At 59.2% G+C, this 16,752-nt stretch carries 15 protein-coding genes; 5 read left to right on the top strand and 10 right to left on the bottom strand.

What is annotated here, in order from left to right; genetic code table 11:
- Window positions 1–37: 37 nt before the first annotated feature.
- Both KGB28_RS17035 and KGB28_RS17040 read right to left on the bottom strand, forming a co-directional pair.
- The gene (locus KGB28_RS17035) at window positions 38–1,423 is read right to left on the bottom strand and encodes a PLP-dependent aminotransferase family protein (RefSeq protein ID WP_150754029.1); all 1,386 of its coding nucleotides are present in this window, start codon (window positions 1,421–1,423) and stop codon (window positions 38–40) included.
- A 264-nt stretch (window positions 1,424–1,687) separates the two neighbouring features.
- Window positions 1,688–2,449 carry an SDR family oxidoreductase gene (locus KGB28_RS17040; protein WP_150754030.1) on the bottom strand — a complete coding sequence of 254 codons (762 nt, stop codon included), beginning with the start codon at window positions 2,447–2,449 and terminating at the stop codon, window positions 1,688–1,690.
- A 236-nt stretch (window positions 2,450–2,685) separates the two neighbouring features.
- On the opposite strand from KGB28_RS17040, the gene KGB28_RS17045 reads away from it, so the two are divergent.
- On the top strand, window positions 2,686–3,690 hold the full coding sequence (locus KGB28_RS17045) for an NADP-dependent oxidoreductase (RefSeq protein WP_150754031.1): 1,005 nt from the start codon (window positions 2,686–2,688) through the stop codon (window positions 3,688–3,690).
- Window positions 3,691–3,816: 126 nt separating this feature from the next.
- On the opposite strand, the gene pyrF is transcribed toward KGB28_RS17045, so the two are convergent.
- Complete coding sequence (gene pyrF / locus KGB28_RS17055) at window positions 3,817–4,515, bottom strand: orotidine-5'-phosphate decarboxylase (RefSeq protein WP_008016546.1); 699 nt, start codon at window positions 4,513–4,515, stop codon at window positions 3,817–3,819.
- 296 nt (window positions 4,516–4,811) lie between these two features.
- Here pyrF and KGB28_RS17060 point away from each other — a divergent pair, with 296 nt between their 5' ends.
- Together KGB28_RS17060 and KGB28_RS17065 are read left to right on the top strand one after the other, a co-directional pair.
- Window positions 4,812–5,570: a response regulator gene (locus KGB28_RS17060; RefSeq protein ID WP_150754032.1), complete on the top strand. Its 759-nt coding sequence runs from the start codon at window positions 4,812–4,814 to the stop codon at window positions 5,568–5,570.
- Window positions 5,570–6,619 carry a sensor histidine kinase gene (locus KGB28_RS17065; protein ID WP_150754033.1) on the top strand — a complete coding sequence of 350 codons (1,050 nt, stop codon included), beginning with the start codon at window positions 5,570–5,572 and terminating at the stop codon, window positions 6,617–6,619. Before KGB28_RS17060 ends, KGB28_RS17065 begins: the two co-directional genes overlap by 1 nt.
- A gap of 79 nt (window positions 6,620–6,698) precedes the next feature.
- Here KGB28_RS17065 and KGB28_RS17070 read toward each other — a convergent pair whose 3' ends face one another.
- The 5 genes from KGB28_RS17070 to KGB28_RS17090 all read right to left on the bottom strand — a co-directional run bounded on the left by KGB28_RS17070 (window position 6,699) and on the right by KGB28_RS17090 (window position 11,006).
- A complete protein-coding gene (locus tag KGB28_RS17070; RefSeq protein WP_150754034.1) occupies window positions 6,699–7,754 on the bottom strand; it encodes an AI-2E family transporter in 1,056 nt (351 codons plus the stop codon).
- 69 nt (window positions 7,755–7,823) lie between these two features.
- A complete protein-coding gene (locus tag KGB28_RS17075; RefSeq protein ID WP_150754035.1) occupies window positions 7,824–8,630 on the bottom strand; it encodes a DUF4892 domain-containing protein in 807 nt (268 codons plus the stop codon).
- A gap of 8 nt (window positions 8,631–8,638) precedes the next feature.
- Window positions 8,639–9,298, bottom strand: coding sequence for a glutathione S-transferase family protein (locus KGB28_RS17080; protein ID WP_150754036.1), 660 nt, complete (start codon window positions 9,296–9,298; stop codon window positions 8,639–8,641).
- A gap of 50 nt (window positions 9,299–9,348) precedes the next feature.
- Window positions 9,349–10,203, bottom strand: coding sequence for an alpha/beta hydrolase (locus tag KGB28_RS17085; RefSeq protein ID WP_150754037.1), 855 nt, complete (start codon window positions 10,201–10,203; stop codon window positions 9,349–9,351).
- A complete protein-coding gene (locus KGB28_RS17090) occupies window positions 10,200–11,006 on the bottom strand; it encodes an alpha/beta fold hydrolase (RefSeq protein WP_150754038.1) in 807 nt (268 codons plus the stop codon). Before KGB28_RS17090 ends, KGB28_RS17085 begins: the two co-directional genes overlap by 4 nt.
- Window positions 11,007–12,220: 1,214 nt before the next feature.
- Between KGB28_RS17090 and KGB28_RS17095 the strand changes: the two genes are divergently transcribed.
- On the top strand, window positions 12,221–12,631 hold the full coding sequence (locus KGB28_RS17095) for a TadE/TadG family type IV pilus assembly protein (protein ID WP_150754039.1): 411 nt from the start codon (window positions 12,221–12,223) through the stop codon (window positions 12,629–12,631).
- A gap of 21 nt (window positions 12,632–12,652) precedes the next feature.
- The gene (locus tag KGB28_RS17100; protein WP_150754040.1) at window positions 12,653–13,762 is read left to right on the top strand and encodes a TadG family pilus assembly protein; all 1,110 of its coding nucleotides are present in this window, start codon (window positions 12,653–12,655) and stop codon (window positions 13,760–13,762) included.
- A 659-nt stretch (window positions 13,763–14,421) separates the two neighbouring features.
- Here the strand turns inward: KGB28_RS17100 and KGB28_RS17105 are convergent.
- Together KGB28_RS17105 and KGB28_RS17110 are read right to left on the bottom strand one after the other, a co-directional pair.
- The gene (locus tag KGB28_RS17105) at window positions 14,422–14,868 is read right to left on the bottom strand and encodes a hotdog fold thioesterase (protein WP_150754041.1); all 447 of its coding nucleotides are present in this window, start codon (window positions 14,866–14,868) and stop codon (window positions 14,422–14,424) included.
- Window positions 14,869–14,900: 32 nt separating this feature from the next.
- Entirely contained in the window at window positions 14,901–16,568 is a 1,668-nt protein-coding gene (locus tag KGB28_RS17110) for an AMP-binding protein (RefSeq protein WP_150754042.1), read from the bottom strand.
- Window positions 16,569–16,752: the final 184 nt, after the last annotated feature.

Genomic DNA, 16,752 nt, shown 5'->3' on the forward strand with positions numbered 1-16,752 from the left:
GCCTGAATAATGGCAAAAAGCTACATCAACGTCGTTTTCAGAACGCTTGAGGTCGATCCCGGGCGGTGGCCTGAAAGAGCGCACGGGCACGCGGGTCGCAGGCATAGGCCACGTTGATACGCTGCCAGTCACTGGCCTCACCCGAGGGGTTGAAGGCGGTCTTCGATGACAGCAGTACACCCAGACGCCGTGCCTGGGTCCGCACCTTATCGAAGTCAGACATTGGTGATCGCGCCCAGATGAACAGGCCTCCCGTCGGCTTGCCGAAAACCTCCCATTCGGCATCTTCGAGCAATTGCAACACCGTCAGCCGGCCGCTGCTCAAGCGTTGGCGCTGACGCTGCACCAGGTTGCCGTAGGCACCGTTAGCCAACAGGCACGCCAGCACCGACTCGCAAAATCGTGAGGCGCCCATGCCACTGATCATCTTGACCTCGGCCAGACGCGTAATGACTTCGGAACCGGCCACCACGAAACCGACCCGCAAGGAACTGCTGAGGGTCTTGGAATAGCTGCCCACGTAGATCACGTTGTCGTCCAGCGCAGCCAGTCGCGTACCGGAACCGCTGTGCAAGTCCGCATAAACGTCGTCTTCGATCACCTGCACGCCAAAGGTCCTGGCCAGTTGCAGCACGCGGCGCGCCACCACCGGTGCAAGGCTGCTGCCGGTCGGGTTGTGATAGAAGCTATTGATGAACAGCCCTTGAGGCCGGTGTTTGACCAGCACCGATTCGAGCACTTCAACGTTCGGCCCTCGTGGTGTTCGCGGCACCTCGACCATGTGGATGCCGTGCAGCCTGAGAAAATCGAACAGCAGCGGATAACCGGGACTCTCAACGACCACACAGTCACCGGCCTTGAACAGTGTCCGCACAACCAGGTCGAGCCCCTGACTGGCCCCCGCCGTGGTCATGATCCGGCTGTCCTGCACCGGGATATCCAGTTGCCTGAGGCGCTTGATTATCTGTTGTCGCAAGGCTGGCAATCCCAGCGGCGTGCCGTAGTTGAACAGGCTGGCCGTATCGGTACGACTGACTTGCCGAATCGCGTAAATCAGATCGTCGGTCTCGCGCCAGCTTTCAGGCAGCCCGCCACAGCCCAGCCTCAATTCACTCGAAAAAGGCCCGTACTCGGGCTCAGCCCCCTCGAACCACGCAGGCTCATGCTTTGCGCTCGCGGCCAATGCCGGGTCGGCAACCGTATAGCCGGCCCCATGGCCGGACACCAGCATCCCCTGCGTCACCAGGCGTTCACAGGCCTGAGCCACGCTTAACTGACTGAGCAAATTGATCCGCGCGATCTGTCGCACCGAAGGTAGGCGCGTACCGGGCAATACCCCGCTGGAATGAAGCCAGCAGGTCAGTGCGTCAACAATTTGCTGTACGACGGGCACCAGCGCCTGTCGGTCGATTCTCAATTCCATGAGCAAGCAAACTCCTGTTGATTTTGCGAGAAGCAGTTAATCACAGGAGTGTTCGAAAACATGTGCGACAACGCCGCCAAAACCCTTTGTTCTAATCATTTGAAACACATTGCCCGGCCCTTTAACGGAACCCCAAAAAAAGTGGGAGCGGGCTTGCTCGCGAAAGCAGTGTGTCAGGCAACAGTGATATCGACTGAAACGACGCCTTCGCGAGCAAGCTCGCTCCCACAGGTTGCAACGCTTCTTTGGTAGAGATGCGTTGCTTTAGAACGCAGTAACGCCGCCATCCACCGCCAGCGAATGGCCGGTAGTGAACGCCGCCCCATCACTGCACAGGTACAGCACCGCGCTGGCGATCTCTTCGACCTTACCGATGCGACCGACCGGATGCATGGCGTTGGCGAACTCGCCTTTTTTCGGGTCGGCTTCATAAGCACGGCGGAACATATCCGTGTCGATCACCGCCGGGCACACTGCGTTGACCCGGATCTTCTTCTTGGCGTATTCAATGGCCGCCGACTTGGTCAGGCCGATCACTGCGTGTTTAGAGGCTGCATAAATGCTCATTTTCGGCGCGGCCCCGAGGCCGGCCACCGATGCTGTATTGACGATCGCGCCGCCCCCTTGCGCCAGCAGCAGCGGCAATTGGTATTTCATGCACAGCCAGACACCTTTGACGTTGACGCCCATGATCGCGTCGAACTCGTCGAGCGTACCTTCGGCCAACTTGCCTTTCTCGATTTCGATGCCGGCATTGTTGAAGGCATAGTCGAGGCGACCGTAAGTATTGATTACCTCCTCCATCAGATTTTTTACATCGCTTTCCAGGGTAACGTTGCAGCGCACGAAGGTCGCTTCGCCACCGGCTGTACGAATCAGCTCCACCGTGCCCTCGCCGCCCGCCACGTCCATATCGGCCACCACGACCTTCAGGCCCTCGGCGGCAAATGCCTGGGCGGTCGCGCGGCCAATACCGGCCGCCCCGCCTGTCACCACGACCACCTGGCCGGAAAACGTCATGCTCATTGTTATGTCCTCAAAAAGAAGAATGCGGGGAATCGCGTGGGACCAGTCTAGCCATGGAGGTCTTGAACACGGCAGCACTATCAAGGCTCCGGTTGGGCGCCCATGAGTTGCAGTGATGGAACTGCCGTACCAACTATCACTGCACTGGATCAACCTGCATTCGCCGCATCAGCCGAACTTGCGACATCGGCGCTGACCGGCTATCAACAAAGCTTCATTCATCTTGAGTGCCTGCCATGACCTCCCAGACCAATCGCCAATTCCTGCTCGCCAAACGTCCGGTTGGCGCGGCGACCCGCGAGACATTCACTTATCAGCAAGTGCCGGTCGGCGAGCCGGCGGCGGGTCAGATCCTTGTTCAAAACGAATACCTGTCTCTGGACCCGGCCATGCGTGGCTGGATGAACGAGGGCAAGTCCTACATCCCGCCGGTCGGGCTTGGCGAAGTCATGCGCGCCTTGGGTGTGGGCAAAGTCATTGCGTCGAACAACCCGGGGTTCGCGGTCGGGGATTACGTCAACGGTGCCATCGGCGTGCAGGATTTTTTCCTCGGCGAGCCGCGAGGCTTCTACAAGGTCGATCCGAAACTGGCACCGCTGCCACGTTACTTGTCCGCGCTGGGTATGACCGGGATGACGGCGTACTTCGCCCTGCTCGACGTCGGTGCTCCGAAGGCCGGTGACACCGTGGTGCTGTCGGGCGCAGCCGGCGCCGTGGGCAGCATCGCCGGGCAGATCGCCAAGATCAAAGGCTGCCGGGTGGTTGGCATCGCCGGCGGCGCCGACAAGTGCAAGTTCCTGATCGATGAACTGGGCTTCGATGGCGCTATCGACTACAAGAGCGAAGACGTCCTCGCTGGCCTCAAGCGCGAGTGCCCGAAAGGCGTCGACGTGTATTTCGATAATGTGGGTGGCGACATTCTCGACGCGGTGTTGAGCCGCCTGAACATGAAGGCACGGGTGGTGATTTGCGGTGCCATCAGCCAGTACAACAACAAGGAAGCGGTCAAGGGGCCGGCCAACTACCTGTCACTGCTGGTCAACCGTGCGCGCATGGAAGGATTTGTGGTGATGGATTACGCCGCCCAATACGCCAGCGCCGCCCAGGAAATGGCCGGCTGGATGGCCAAGGGGCAGCTCAAGAGCAAGGAAGACATCGTCGAAGGACTGGAGACTTTCCCGGAGACGCTGATGAAATTGTTCAGCGGCGAGAATTTCGGGAAGTTGGTGTTGAAGATCTAAGGCAACCACAAACCAATGTGGGGGCGGGCTTGCTCGCGAAGAGGGAGTGTCAGCCGACATCAATGTTGAATGACACACCGTATTCGCGAGCAAGCCCGCTCCCACAATGGGTTCTGCGTTGTCTGATCAGGCCAGTTCGGCCACGACCGAGGCCAATGCCTTGGCTGGATCCGCCGCCTGGCTGATCGGACGGCCGATCACCAGATAGTCGGAACCTGCATCCAGCGCCTGACGTGGCGTCAGAATGCGGCGCTGATCGTCCTGGGCGCTGCCCGCAGGACGAATCCCCGGGGTCACCAGTTGCAGCGACGGATGCGCCGCTTTCAGCGCCTGGGCTTCCAGGGCCGAGCACACCAGGCCGTCCATCCCGGCTTTTTCCGCCAGGGCGGCCAGGCGCAGCACCTGCTCCTGGGGCTCGATGTCCAGGCCGATGCCCGCCAGGTCTTCACGCTCCATGCTGGTCAGCACGGTCACGCCGATCAGCAACGGCTTGGGACCGGTGCGCTGATCCAGCACTTCACGGCACGCGGCCATCATGCGCAGGCCGCCGGAGCAATGCACGTTGACCATCCACACGCCCATTTCCGCAGCCGCCTTGACGGCCATCGCGGTGGTGTTCGGGATGTCGTGGAACTTGAGGTCCAGGAACACTTCGAAACCCTTGTCGCGCAGGGTACCGACGATTTCCGAAGCGCAGCTGGTGAACAGCTCCTTGCCGACTTTGACCCGGCACAGCTTCGGGTCCAACTGATCGGCCAGCTTCAGTGCGGCGTCACGGGTAGGGAAATCCAGGGCGACGATGATAGGAGTCTGGCAGGCGGACATGAGTGGGCTCTCAGGCAAGTCGAAATCGGCGCGCATTGTAGCGGAACCAGCGCCGCTGCGGGACCCGATGATCGGTAAATCGTCGCGACGGCTCCGGCAAGACTAGCCCTTGAGGCGATTGTGTCGAGTTCGATACACACACGACACGCCCGCAATACCCCGGCCCGCTACCCTCGGCAACCGCAACAGGTCCTTGCAACAGCACTTCCCGCCTCCGGGCCGGACGCCTATGCTGGAACCACAACCTCGCAGCCTATCTTTGTGGTTGGCAGCCTACCTGGCAGATGAACGCACGCATGCACAACACCCAAGCACCCGTGAACGACGACCAAAAGACGCCTGGTGACGACAAACGCTGGAGCATTCGCGCCCTGATCGTCGACGATGACGTCCCGATCCGCGAACTGATGATCGACTACCTGGCCCGGTTCAACATCCACGCCAGCGGCGTCACCGATGGCGCCGCGATGCGCCTGGCGATGCAGGCGGAGCATTTCGATGTGGTGGTGCTCGACCTGATGCTGCCCGGTGAAGACGGTCTGTCGCTGTGCCGCTGGTTGCGCGCCGAGTCGGACATCCCGATCCTGATGCTGACCGCCCGCTGCGAACCCACCGACCGGATCATCGGCCTCGAACTCGGCGCCGACGACTACATGGCCAAGCCGTTCGAGCCCCGCGAGCTGGTGGCGCGGATCCAGACCATCCTGCGCCGAGTGCGCGATGACCGCAGCGAACAGCGGGCGAACATTCGTTTCGACAATTGGCGCCTGAACAGCGTGCTGCGGCAACTGATTGCCGACGATGGCCTGGTGGTGCCGCTGTCCAACGCCGAATTCCGCCTGCTCTGGGTGTTTATCGAACGTCCGCGCCGCGTGCTCAGCCGTGAACAACTGCTGGACGCCGCCCGTGGTCGTTCGATCGAAGCCTTTGACCGCAGCATCGACCTGCTGGTGTCGCGCCTGCGCCAGAAACTCGGCGACGATCCCAAGGCTCCGCAGTTGATCAAGACCGTTCGCGGCGAGGGTTACCTGTTCGATGCCCGAGACATCGGCTGATGCGCGGGCGCTTCGATACGCTGTTCGGCCGCCTGTTTGGCGTGCTGTTGCTGGCGATTATCCTCGCGCACCTGCTGGCCTTTGCCTGGTTTCACCATTACGGCCCGCCGCCACCGCCGCCGCCACCGGAGTTTTCCGAAGGCCTGGACGGGCCACGCCCGCCACTGGACCTCAACCTCGAGAAACGGCCACCACGGCCGTGGTTCGGCGGCCCCTTGGTGCCCCTGACGTTTCAATTGGTCACACTGATCATTGCCGCCTGGTACGGCGCCAAACTGCTGAGCCGGCCGATCCAGCGCCTGAGCGACGCGGCCGAGCGCTTGAGCGAAGACCTCGACAGCCCGCCACTGGATGAATCGGGACCACGGGAAGCGCGGCAGGCGGCGCACACGTTCAACAAAATGCAGCGGCGCATCCTGGAACAGGTCAAGCAGCGCTCACGCATGCTCGGCGCCGTGTCCCACGACCTGCGCACGCCGTTGTCGCGGCTCAAGCTGCGGCTGGAGAAAATCGACGACGACAAGCTGCAAGGCCAGATGCGCCAGGACCTCGACGACATGATCAGCATGCTCGACGCCACCCTCACCTACCTGCATGAACAGCGCACCAGCGAAGCGCCGCAGTGGATGGACGTGCAGGCGTTGGTGGAGTCCCTGAGCGAAAATGCCCAGGACCAGGGCGCGAACGTCCAGGCCAGCGGCCACTGCGCCCCCTTGCAGGTGCAGCCGATGGCCTTGCGCTCTTGCATCAACAACCTGATGGACAATGCCCTGCGCTATGCCGGCCAGGCGCTGATTACCCTGCAAGACCACCGTGAGCAGTTGGTGATTCGGGTCATCGACCATGGCCCGGGCATCGCCGCAGAGCAACGCGAAGCGGTGTTCGAACCCTTCTTCCGCCTTGAAGGCTCGCGCAATCGCAATTCCGGCGGCGTTGGCCTGGGCATGACCATTGCCCGCGAGGCCGCGCAACGGATGGGCGGGCAGCTGACACTGGAAGAAACCCCGGGCGGTGGCCTGACGGCAGTTATCCATCTGCCACGCACTTGAAAGCCACACCGGCCCCTTGTGGGAGCGGGCTTGCTCCGGGCGGCGTTCCGACGAAGAGGCCCTAAGCAGAATACAAATCTCAGGGCCGGCGATCTTCAACCCGTGCCTGAGTCTTGCTCCAGTCGATCAATAGGCTGTAGGCCACCGCCAACAATGTCGGGCCAATGAACAGGCCGATGAAACCAAAGGCAATCAACCCGCCAAACACCCCAAGCAGCACGATGACCAACGGCAGATTACCGCCACGGCTGATCAGGTACGGCTTGAGCACGTTGTCGACACCACTGATGACGAATGTGCCCCAGATGCCGAGGAATATGGCCATCCCGTACTCGCCTTTCCAGGCCAGCCACGCGGTCGCCGGAATCCACACCAGCGGCGGGCCCATCGGGATCAGGCTGAACATGAACGTCACGATGCCGAGCACCAGCGCGCCCGGTACGCCAGCGATCAGGAACCCGATCAGCGCCAGGATCGCCTGGGCCGCCGCGGTGCCGATCACACCGTTCACCACCCGCTGCACCGTGCCCGCCACCAGTTCAATGTAGTAGCCGGCCCGCTGACCGATCAGCCGCTCCAGCAATGTGTGTACAAACGCCGCCAGGCGCGGTCCGTCACGATAGAAAAAGAACACGAAGACAATGCTCAGGGTCAGCTCGAGAATACCGCCGCCGATCTGCGCGCTGCGCGCCAGCAACCAGTTACCCACCTGCCCCAGATAAGGCTTGAGCGACACCATCATCGCCGCGCCCTGCTCATCGATACTGTTCCAGATGCCTACCAGCCGCTCGCCCACAAAGGGAATCGAACCCAACCACACCGGTGCTTCGGGTAACCCCTCGACCTGCGCATCCTTGATGAATGCGGTGGCATCGCGCACATGATCGGCGAGGTTGAAGCCCAGCCACACCAGCGGTGCCGCTACCAGCACCATCCAGCCCAGCGTCAGCAATGCCGCCGCCAGCGACTCGCGGCCATTGAGCCAACGGGTCAGCAAGCGCATCAGCGGCCAACTGGCAAACGCCAGGACCGCGCCCCAGAACATCGCCGACCAGAACGGCGCCATCACCCAGAAGCTCGCGCCGAACAACACCACGAGCAGGATCTGCACCAACAGGCGATCGTTATTGATCATCAAAAGTCTCGAAAAAGTCAGTCAGCAAAAGAGTAGGCGAACGCAGCTTGCACGCTCGCCCGGTACAGCCTAGCGCAATAGCTCGATGTGCAGGCCAGAGCCTTCGGCGCTGCCGGTTTCCATCCGCGCGGCACGCACGCCCTGGGCAATCAGTGCCTGACGCCAGGCTTCGGCGTTCGCTCCGGAAATGCTGACCCGCAAGGTGGTGTCCAGATTCAGTCCGCGAGAAATCAGGCGTAGCCATGTCTCGTCAGGTGCGCTGTTCAACATGGGAAAATCAAGCTCGCCGGTGCTCTTGAGTTCACGCAGCAAGGTCGCGGAAGTCGGCAACAACTCGCCCAGCGGTGCCGAAGCGTCGAACTGCTCGACATGCAGGTAAGCTTTGCGATTACCCCGAGTGATGCTGTACAGCGCGACGAGCGTGTTGTCTCGTGGAGCGGCAAGTCGCAGCAGCAGATAGGCTTGTTGATCGTCGGCGCCGTACAGCTTGGCATTGCCGAAGACCTCATTGGCCCAGAGGCTGCTTTCGCCGCAATCGCGCGCCTGGCACCAAAAGAGCAACCCGGCGTCCTGCTGTTGCAAAGCCTCGCGGGCAGCGGTGAACGCCTGGATGGATGAATGCTCCGGTGGCAACTCGTAGGTCACCGAAGTGACGTTGCCGCGGGCACTGACCTGGCCGTCGAAACGTAACTGGCCACTGATTTTACGGATCGAGCCCAACGGGTAGATCCGCTCCAGTTCGGCGGCGGGGCGATAGTCGACAATCTGGGCGTCGACCATGCGCGGCACTATCGAGAGGTCCTGACTGCCCGGAACATCGGCGGCGAACAACAAGGGACTGAAACTGCCCAGCACCAGCAAACTGAATGAACGCATGGATAGACTCATCGGATCAGCATGGCCTGGGCGCCCTTGATGACACTGGCTTCATCGGCGCGTATCGGTACCTGCAGACCACGCTGCACCGCCGGCCGGGCCTCCATGGTTGCCATCCAGCGTTGCAACGCCGTCAAGCCCTCTACCGAGACGCCCGACCACTCGTAACCGCGCACCCAGGGAAAGGTGGCGATGTCGGCAATGCTGTACTGATCGGCGAGGAACTCCACGCTTTGCAACCGCGTGTCGAGCACTTCGTAGAGGCGGCGGGTTTCATGCTGATAGCGGTCGATGGCGCCCTGGAGCTTTTCCGGAAAGTAGCGGAAGAACACGTTGGCCTGACCCTGCATCGGGCCGATGCCCCCCATCTGGAACATCAGCCACTGCAATACCAGCGAACGTCCCTTCGGGTCGCAAGGCATCAGTTTGCCGGCCTGTTCAGCGAGGTAAATCAGGATGGCGCCGGATTCGAACACGGCGAAGTCGCCGTTGGCGCGATCGACAATCGCCGGAATCCGGCCATTGGGGTTGATCTTGAGGAAGTCCGTGGACTTCTGTTCCTTCTTGTCGAAACTCAGGGCATGCACCGTGTAGTGCAGGCCGAGTTCCTCGAGCACGATAGAGACCTTGTGGCCATTCGGGGTCGCAGCGGTGTAGAGATCTATCATGGTTGTCTCCCATTTCAACCCGCCAAGCCTCGACAGTTGCCCGGCGCAAGTCAAGGAATGGCGAAGAACCGATTGAAACAGTCTGCGACAAGCTCGGCACCGGACTCGTCATTCAGGTGCAAATGGTGGCCGCCTGGCAGCTGTTCCCGGCTAAAGGGTAGACGCTCCAGCAATTCCGGGTGTTTGGCGAGCATGCCGTCGGCAGCCACCACCAATGTTGCAGGACACTTGATCCGCTGGACGAAGGCCATGGCCTGTTCGGTGGTAAGACGCAGCGGCGATGGCAGTGTGAGGCGATTGTCGGTGCGCCAGGTGTAACCGCCCGGCACCGGCATCAGACCACGCTGCGCCAACAGTTCAGCGGCCTCGCGGCTGACCGCCACCAGGCCCTTCATGCGCGCTTCGATGGCTCGGTCGAGGGTGTCGTAGACCGGTTTGCGCTTTTCCCGCAGATTCAGTTGCGCCTGCAGGGCCATGCCCATGCGCTCGGCAGCGTTTTCACCTTTGTCTGTAGGAGGAATGATGCCGTCGATCAACGCCAGGTGGGTGACCCGCTCAGGCATCGACCCGGCGATGATCAACGAAGCAATGGCGCCCATCGAATGCCCCATCAGCGCAAATTTGCGCAGTCCAAGCTGTTCGGCGACTTGCAGCACATCGTGGGCGTAGTCCCACATGGCGTAACCGGCTCCCGGCGGACGATGCCCGGAATGACCGTGACCGGCCATGTCCAGCGCGATGATGCGCAAGCCTTTGAGTTTGGGTGCCAGACGGGCAAAGCTGTTGGCGTTGTCCAGCCAGCCATGCAGGGCAATCACCGGCAATCCGTCTTCAGGACCGAACAGGTGCGCCGCCAGTTCGATGTGTGGCAGGCTCAGGCGGACCTCTTCGACGACGTGGTTCATGCGCAATCCTGTTGTCGACGGCCATCCCAGCGATAGAACAGGCCTTTGAGCATGTCAGCGGTATCAAGGGGACGTTCGAGCGGAAACATGTGGCCGCCAGGCATGGTCAACGACTCGCCCAGCGGCAGGCGGTCGACCGAACTGGCGTGATGGCGCATTACCACGCGGCTGTTGTGCCCGCGTACCACCGCCAGCGGCACTTGCAACTGCCGGGTGCTGCCCGGGCTGGTGTGCGGCACGCCACGGTAGATGCTGATTTCCGTGGCCGGGTCGAACCGCAGGCGCAGCTTGTCGCCGACCTGATGCAAGCCGTGTTGCAGGTAGGCATCGAAGCATTCCGGGTCGAAGCCGCGGAACAGGGTTTTACCGGCGAAATACTTCCGGGCGCTTTCCAGGTCGGCGAATTCTTCACGGCGACCCAGGGTACGGCCGGCCGGGGTCAAGCGGTCGATGAAACCGAAACGTTTGGCCGCCCGTATGACCCATTGGTCGGTTCGGGTCAGCACTGGCGAGTCGAGCATCACCACCCCCCGATACAACTCCGGGCAGCGCAAGGCCGCATGCAGGTGCAACACGCCACCGAAGGAGTGACCGACGCCCCACACGGGCTCGGCCTGTTGTTGCAGGTGATGGATCAGCTCATCCACCAGGTTGTACCAGTTGTCGTCCGCCGGGAAACGCGGGTCGTGGGCGTGCTGCTCCAGATGTGTCACCTGAAACTCGGGTGCCAGCGCCGCAAACAACTTGCCGTAGGTCCCCGAAGGAAAACCATTGGCGTGGGCGAAAAAGATCTGTTGCGACATACCTGCAAATCCATGAGCGAGAACAGGCGTTGATTGTCCGCAAGACCGCGTCCTACAGCAATGACCGTAACTGCCAGGAAGGGTGACAGACCTGCCGTGGTTAAAACGCCGTGCGTGGTAATGCCTGTTATTTCTGACAGTTGACAGTCAATCCTTCCGACGCGGATAAGAGTCTGTCACGCCAAGTCATGGGCACGATCGTAATGACCCACGCCAACACCCCTGCTATCAAAGCGCTCGATCCTCGCGGGCTGGCTGCCAGAATTCATCCTGGCGCGGTGGTGTTCGGCGCCGTTTTAGGGCTCATTGTTGGTATCCAGCCCGCGATCTGGAGCGCCAACGACGGGGCGGAAATACTGGAGAGGTCGAACTCAACCAAGTTGCCATCAATCGAATCGGTGCGGCGGCGGGGTCAGAAGTCTCACAGCAAATACTCAGAGGCCACGGTTCAAACTTCCCTTGGGGCAGCGTCAATGTATGGCAACGGTTGCCGACCATCGGTAGGACAGCGCTTGCCTATTCCGTACTGACCGGGCTCAACGGTGCGTTCAGTCAATTCGTGCCGGAATCCATGCGTAGCTGGATCAGCCCGATGATGGATTGGAATAACTATCCATAAAGCCCTTTAAGACAAAGGGTTACAGCAGCCTTCTGTTCCGTTCGTAGCAGTTCCGTACCACCAAGCTCTCTCAATCCACCTTTTCGCTATGGCTAACTGCGTCTACATCAGGCAGATAACGGCCATTAGCGACGACCACTACGCACAAGCGACAACTCTGATTCGATCAATTGACGCAATCCGACTGATAACCCTCAGCCCTATAGAGTACGGCTATATCGAAGCAAGCAAACCACTTCAACTCGCGATTAATATTGCAAAAACTTGGATAGCTACAGTCCCATGGAGCGATTTGAAATAAACCCTCGATTAATGGGTGAGTATCGCGCACTGACTTATACTGTTGATTTCTATCGATAATGCGTCAGATCGAGTGAAAGCTGGCTTCTGCGGCAGTTACTTCAGCAGCCAACTACACAACCAAAAACCCCACAAATTAACGCTAGACAGGCTTTACTTTTGGCCAAATGAATCTATGGTAAATACGTAAACGGCTGATTGTTTATGAAGCAACGAAGTCACCAGTTAAGTGGCGTATGCAAGTCTAGAGCATGCATTGTCGTACAAGAAGGCTCAGGTAACAAAGGTGGGTAGCATGAGAAAAAAACAACAAGGGCTTGCCGCTGTCGAACTTTCGATCGTGCTGCCAGTTCTCTTTCTAATCTTATTTGTAATTATAGAATTTAGTCTTGCCCTTTATAACAAAGCCATAATAACAAATGCCAGCCGAGAAGCAGCAAGAGCTGGCATAGTATTAAAATCGCCAAAACCCACCACCGCTCAAATTCAGAGTGTTGCCAATAATTATTTAGGTTCTCACTTGATAACATTTGGCTCTTCCGTCACCCCGGTGGTAAGTGTTACACAAGCGAATGGAGGACTTTTTGGAACGTCACTCACCGTCCAGATTACATATCAATACTCCACCATGATTCTTGGCGGCATTCTCCACGTAGTCGATAATCCCATGAGCTTGTCGGCGACAACAGTGATGCTAAATGAGTGACTTCAATTTAGGATGCTCACCATGTGTACAGCGATTAAAACCAAAAGCATTGCCACACGCCAATACAGCCAAAAAAAAATAGCAGGCCATATTGAGATCAAGAAAAACCAGCAAGGCGCAGTGTTGATTTTGGCTGTCCTTGCACTGCCCGTACTATTGGGTCTTTCAGCATTGGCTGTAGATTTTGCTTATGCTTACGTTGTGCGTAACGAACTTCAAAACGCCGCTGACGCCACTGCTCTTGCAGGTACGGGATGTATATACCCGCGCATTGAATGTGGAAATTCAACTAGCAGCGCACCAGATTTCACCACAGCATCTAGTCGCGCAAATACGGCGCTTGCACTAAATAAAACCGCAAACACCACTATAACCAACGGTAGTATCGTAACCGGTTACTGGAATGTTACAAACCCTTCAAGTGGCATGCAAGCCTTTCCGGGCGCATCACATTTTCCAGCTGTGCAAGTGACTATCAAAAAAGATACAGGCCTAAACGGCGGACCTGTAAATACTTTTTTTGCACGCATTTTTGGTATTGACACCGTACCTATTACCTCCACTGCCACTGCAATAATATCAAGCCCCGGAACCGTTGCGCAGGGGCTTCTCCCCATCGCAATGACTCAATGTATGTACGATAATTTTTGGGATTCAAGCTCAAATCAACCGAAAAATGACCCTGCCACGGGAAAGCCCTATGTATTTAAAATTGGATCAGCCTATCATTACGGACCATGCGAATCTGGGCAATGGACATCATTTACTCAAGACACCAATAACGTTCCAACAATAAGAGATCTTATTACTCAAGGAAACCCAACACCACTCAGTATCGGGACTAATACATGGATTCAGCCGGGCACTCAAAATACAGTTTTCAGTTCGGTAAATGACTGCAGTGCGGCAGGGAACAAAAGTTGCGAGTATGTTACGATACCGATCGTTGTAGATATATCCACTCATTCGTCTGTCCCCATTGTGGCTTTTGCTTGCCTCCACATCGACTTAGCGGTTGGAGGATCGGAAAAATACATTCAAGGTGAAATGAGTACAAAGTGCACCCCTCTTAACTCAAGTGGCATTGGCCCGGCGTATGGCGCCATTACACCACCACGACTTGTTCAGTAGTGCAAAAACGATAGCCATCATTGGTACCGCTTACGGGGTATCGTCGTACTGCTGTTCAGGCTTTCTATTTTTCGAACATCTGAATGGCTAGACTTACCGGGCTTCTATCTTTACCGAAGGAGGAACAATTAGGTCCTCTACAGCCACACCTGGTTTTATTGCGAGATCCTCCAACTCGGCTTTGTCGTTCTTATCTATCTCCCATGATGGAGGGGATAGATGGGTTCATCGGCACATGGCTGCGAGGCCTTCATCCGGGAACCAGGCACAGTACAGGTTCCCTCTCGCTACAGACACCGCCGCCGCTCGATACCCTATATGGGTCGGCCGGCAGGGTGACCGGGTCTGTGTACAGCTACGGTGCGGCGAGGGCCGTTGAAGCCATCACCCAACTGGCAACCGCACTACCCAACTCCGAGCGAGGGGCGCTGGCAACCATCCTGAGCGGTGGTGCAAGCGGCATTCTCTCTGCGGCTACCGAATATCGAGGCGCGATCATGCAGGCCGCTCGGGATGGGTATCGTCAACTTAACCCACAAGTTGCGAACAGCATGAGTGCGGACGCTCAGACGACAGAAGCCATATTTCCCGACAGAACTATCACCCGGCGCCACAGCGTCCACGACATTTGAATCTGCCGGCAGAGAGAGCCGTCGACGTTATGATCTGCTCGGCGGTGTCTCCCCCAACGGCACCACCGCCATGGTCAGCCGCGACACGCAGCTGGTCTTGCCCTCATCGCTGGTCAGGCGAATGTCCCAGACATGGGTCGTGCGGCCGATGTGGATCGGCTTGGCCACCGCCGTCACCCGTCCGCTGCGCAGGCCGCGCAAATGGTTGGCGTTGATTTCCAGGCCCACGCAATAGAATTTGCTGGCATCGATGCACAGGTAGCTGGCCATCGAGCCGACCGATTCGGCCAGCACCACCGAGGCACCGCCATGCAGCAAGCCATAAGGCTGGTGGGTGCGGTGATCGACGACCATGCTGGCGGTCAGGGAGTCGTCGTCGAAGGCTTCGAAACGGATGTCCAGCACTTCGCCAATGGTGTTTTTCTGGATTGCGTTCAACTGCTCGATGTTCGGGGTGGTGCGCCACAGGCTCATCGCAGAGGTTCCTCGTTGGTTTTATTCGTGGATCAATCCTGCCACAGCACCGCTTCGCTGCGCTCGCTCCATTCCTCAAAGCGCTCTCCGTAAGCCGCCTCAATCACGTTGCGCTTGATCTTCAGGGTCGGGGTGAGAAAGCCGTTTTCCACGGCCCAACTGTCCTTGACCACCACCAGGCGCCGCAGTTGTTCATGCTTGTCGAGGGCGCAGTTGACCTCTTCCAGCAGTTTTTCCAGGCTCGAATGCAGGCCGGCGCGCGCGGCCCCGCCGGCATCCTGCTGGCCGACCGCCGACAACACGCACAAGCCCAGCGGCGCACTCAAGCCATCGCCCACCACGCAGACCTGCTCGATGCTCGAATGCACGGCCAGGCGATTTTCAATCGGTGCCGGGGCCACGTACTTGCCTTTGCTGGTCTTGAAGATTTCCTTCAGGCGCCCGGTCAGGCGCAGATTGCCTTCGGCGTCTTCCTCGCCCTTGTCGCCGGTGCGCAGGAAGCCGTCCTCGGTAATGGTATCGGCGGTTTTTTCCGGTTCCTTGTAATACCCGAGCATGGTCGCACCACTGCGCACCATGACTTCCCCCGTCTCGGCGATCCGCACTTCGACTTCCGGGCACGGCTTGCCGATCCAGCCCGGTTTGTTCTGGCCCGGCATGCCGATGTGGGAGTAGCCGCAACTCTCGGTCATGCCGTAGACCTCCAGCACGTCCAGCCCCAGCTTGCGGTACCACTGCAACAAGGTCTGCGGCACCGGAGCTGCGCCGGACAACGCGATGCGCAACGCATCCAGCCCCAACCCGGCGAGGACTTTATGCCCGACCCGTTTGCCGATGATCGGCAGGCCGAGCAGGAAGTCGAGGCGTTTTGCCGGGATCTTGCTGTACACACCCATCTGGAATTTGGTCCAGATGCGCGGCACGCCAAACAGCGCGGTCGGGCGCGCACGCTGCAGATCGGTGAGGAAGGTATCGAGGCTCTCGGCGAAAAACACCGTTTGGCCGGTATAGATCGACGCCAGTTCGACGAACATCCGCTCGGCGACGTGGCACAGCGGCAGGTAGGACAACAACCGGTCCGACTCGTTGAGGCCGAACAACGCAGTGCCGCGTGTGGTGGCGAACCCCAGGTTGCCGAAGCTGTGCATCACGCCCTTGGGCATGCCCGTGGTGCCGGACGTGTAAATGATGGTCGCCAGTTGATCGGCGGCAGGTTTGGGATTGTCCTGGATGGGCGAGTTGCGTTGCAGGTCGTCCCAGCTGAAATCAAAGTCACCGGGAGGATGCAGCGGCAGGCTGATGATCGGCAGGTCGGGGCTGACGCCACGGGACATGCCCGGCCAGTCGTCGAGCTTGCCGATGAACGCCAGCGTCGCTTGCGAATGTTCGAGTACCTGGGCAACGGTCTCGGCGGTGAGGTTGGGGTACAACGGCACCGAGACATGCCCGGCCATCCAGATCGCCAGGTCGGCAATGATCCAGTGCGCACAGTTCTTCGAGATCAGGGCGATATGGCTGCCCTGCGGCAGCTCCCGTGCCCGCAACCAGTGGGCCGCGCAACGGGCCTGATGACCGACGTCCGCCCAGGTCAAGGTCTCGACCTGACCGCCTCCGACAGGCTGGATCAGAAAGCGCTGGCGGGGATGACGGGCCTCACGCTCGTAGAAAACGTCCAGTGGCAAACGAAAAGCAGCAGACATGCGACTCGCTCCTGTGATTTTGGTCTGGAGCAAGCGTAGTCAACCAAGCAAGTGCTTGGTTGACTATTTCATACAAAACTTTCGGGGTATGACGTACCTGTGGGAGCGTGGCTTGCCCGCGATGCAGGCGCCGCGGTTTATCAGGTAAACCGAGTCGATGCCTTCGCGGGCAAGCCACGCTCCC

Origin of the sequence: Pseudomonas sp. BF-R-19, assembly GCF_019956445.1 — a bacterium.
Taxonomy (GTDB): domain Bacteria; phylum Pseudomonadota; class Gammaproteobacteria; order Pseudomonadales; family Pseudomonadaceae; genus Aquipseudomonas; species Aquipseudomonas fluorescens_BH.

Bases quoted from the DNA above. Each gene is read 5' to 3' on its own strand.
- KGB28_RS17065 (WP_150754033.1), top strand. From the start codon at position 5,570: ATGCGCGGGCGCTTCGATACGCTGTTCGGCCGCCTGTTTGGCGTGCTG.
- KGB28_RS17080 (WP_150754036.1), bottom strand. From the start codon at position 9,298: ATGATAGATCTCTACACCGCTGCGACCCCGAATGGCCACAAGGTCTCT.
- KGB28_RS17105 (WP_150754041.1), bottom strand. From the start codon at position 14,868: ATGAGCCTGTGGCGCACCACCCCGAACATCGAGCAGTTGAACGCAATC.
- KGB28_RS17110 (WP_150754042.1), bottom strand. From the start codon at position 16,568: ATGTCTGCTGCTTTTCGTTTGCCACTGGACGTTTTCTACGAGCGTGAG.
- KGB28_RS17035 (WP_150754029.1), bottom strand. From the start codon at position 1,423: ATGGAATTGAGAATCGACCGACAGGCGCTGGTGCCCGTCGTACAGCAA.
- KGB28_RS17075 (WP_150754035.1), bottom strand. From the start codon at position 8,630: ATGCGTTCATTCAGTTTGCTGGTGCTGGGCAGTTTCAGTCCCTTGTTG.
- KGB28_RS17060 (WP_150754032.1), top strand. From the start codon at position 4,812: ATGCACAACACCCAAGCACCCGTGAACGACGACCAAAAGACGCCTGGT.
- KGB28_RS17095 (WP_150754039.1), top strand. From the start codon at position 12,221: ATGAGAAAAAAACAACAAGGGCTTGCCGCTGTCGAACTTTCGATCGTG.
- pyrF (WP_008016546.1), bottom strand. From the start codon at position 4,515: ATGTCCGCCTGCCAGACTCCTATCATCGTCGCCCTGGATTTCCCTACC.
- KGB28_RS17045 (WP_150754031.1), top strand. From the start codon at position 2,686: ATGACCTCCCAGACCAATCGCCAATTCCTGCTCGCCAAACGTCCGGTT.
- KGB28_RS17085 (WP_150754037.1), bottom strand. From the start codon at position 10,203: ATGAACCACGTCGTCGAAGAGGTCCGCCTGAGCCTGCCACACATCGAA.
- KGB28_RS17040 (WP_150754030.1), bottom strand. From the start codon at position 2,449: ATGAGCATGACGTTTTCCGGCCAGGTGGTCGTGGTGACAGGCGGGGCG.
- KGB28_RS17100 (WP_150754040.1), top strand. From the start codon at position 12,653: ATGTGTACAGCGATTAAAACCAAAAGCATTGCCACACGCCAATACAGC.
- KGB28_RS17090 (WP_150754038.1), bottom strand. From the start codon at position 11,006: ATGTCGCAACAGATCTTTTTCGCCCACGCCAATGGTTTTCCTTCGGGG.
- KGB28_RS17070 (WP_150754034.1), bottom strand. From the start codon at position 7,754: ATGATCAATAACGATCGCCTGTTGGTGCAGATCCTGCTCGTGGTGTTG.